Genomic DNA, 1,993 nt, shown 5'->3' with positions numbered 1-1,993 from the left:
TCCTCGCGGTTTAAAAGTTTGCCGAAAACGGCCGGTTTGTGCGCGTCAGTTGGGAGGAGGCGCTTTCGCTAATCGTGGAACGAATCATCTCCATTCAGAAGGAAGATGGAGTTGATGCGTTTGCCGTTTACGGCGGCGGGTCATTGACGAACGAGGAAGCGTATTTGCTTGGAAAATTTGCCCGCGTGGCGCTCAAGACACGGCATATTGACTACAACGGACGCTTTTGCATGTCGGCAGCCGCAGCGGCCATGAACGACGCATTCGGTCTTGACCGCGGGTTGACGAATCCACTGTCCGATATTCCGCTCGCTCAGACGATCATTTTGGCTGGGACCAATATCGCCGAATGCCAGCCGACGTTGATGCCGTATTTTTATGAAGCGAAGAAAAACGGAGCTTTTATCATTGTGGTGGATCCAAGGGAAACGAAAACGGCGGCGTTGGCTGATCTGCACCTGCCGCTCAAGCCCGGAACGGATGCGGCATTGGCCGTCGGCATAGGAAAAGTGTTGCTTGACGAAGGATTTATCGATGAAACATTTGTGCGTGAACGGACGGTTGGGTTTACCGAATGGAAACAGCACATAGAAGCGGTGAAGATGGACGAGATCGCCCGGGTGACCGACGTGCCGGCCGAGAAGATCCGCTTGGCGGCACGAAAGTACGGGGAGGCGGCCGATGCGATCGTGCTCACGGCGCGCGGCCTTGAACAGCAAGCGGACGGCTATGCGGCGGTCAGACACTGGATGAATGTCGTATTGGCGACAGGGAAAATCGGCCGTCCCGGTTCGGGTTTTGGATCGATCACTGGGCAAGGAAACGGACAAGGCGGCCGCGAGCATGGACAAAAAGCTGATCAGCTGCCGGGCTATCGAAGCATTGAGCATCCGGAACACCGCCGGTATATTGCGAACATATGGGGCATTTCGCCGGATGAGCTGCCGCGAAAGGGAGTGTCAGCGTATGAAATGATGCAAAAAATCGGTGCGGGCGAGATTACCGGGCTGTTGGTCATGGGATCGAATCCCGTCGTCTCCAGCCCGAACGCGGCGTTTGTTGCCAAAGCGTTGCAAAAACTGAAGTTTCTTGTCGTTGCGGATATGTTTTTGTCGGAAACAGCCGAGCTGGCGGATCTCGTGTTGCCTGTTTCCTCGTATTTGGAAGATGAAGGGACGGTGACGAACGTCGAAGGGCGGGTATGCTTTCGGCCAGCGGCTCGGAAGCGTCCTGGGGGGGTGAAACATGATTGGGAAATTTTATGCGCGATCGCTCACAAGCTTGGCAAGGGCCGCTGCTTTTCCTTTACGTCAGCCGAAGAGATTTTCAACGAACTGCGGCTGGCAAGCCGCGGCGGCAAAGCGGACTATTATGGTGTGACGTATGAGCGGCTGCGCCGCGAACGTGTCTACTGGCCTTGCCCCGATCCGCATCATCCCGGGACTCCTCGACTGTTTACGGAACGGTTTGCTCATCCGGACGGCAAGGCGCGGTTTGCGGTTTTGCCGTTTTGGATGGACAAAGAGGAGACGGATGAACGTTATCCGCTTTATTTAACGACAGGAAGGGTGCTTGCCCATTATTTAAGTGGAACGCAGACGCGGCGCAGTCCAGCACTGGCGGCGCGGCAGCCGGAGGCGACCGTCGAGATCCACCCGAGGACAGCCAAACGATACGGGATCGGCCCAGGGATGCTTGTGCGCATTGAAACGCGGCGCGGTGCGGCGGTCGTCCGCAGCCGTTACAATGATCAAATTCGCGAGGATACCATTTTTGTCCCATTCCACTGGAGCGGCCTGCAGCAAATCAACAACGTTACGTCCGATGAGCTCGATCCGCATTGCCGGATGCCGGCGTTTAAGCGGTGCGCAGCTCGGGTGCGGCCGGTGGTCGATTTAGGGAGAAATTAGCCATCAAGATTCAAACATCGTTCTGCCTCTCATCAGCAGCTGGAAACCGCACTCATCATTTTCGGCTTCATTTTACCACAATT

The 1,993-nt window shown here is 55.9% G+C and carries 1 pseudogene; it reads left to right on the top strand.

The annotated features are described in order from the left end of the window. Window positions 1-26 precede the first annotated feature (26 nt). Window positions 27-1,910: pseudogene (locus T260_RS136815) on the top strand (molybdopterin oxidoreductase family protein); the annotation flags it as partial. Window positions 1,911-1,993: the final 83 nt, after the last annotated feature.

Origin of the sequence: Geobacillus thermopakistaniensis (assembly GCF_000498995.1) — a bacterium.
Classification (GTDB): Bacteria; Bacillota; Bacilli; order Bacillales; family Anoxybacillaceae; genus Geobacillus; species Geobacillus thermoleovorans.
Note: the sequence above shows the minus strand (reverse complement) of the source record. Positions and strands in the feature narration are given on the sequence as shown.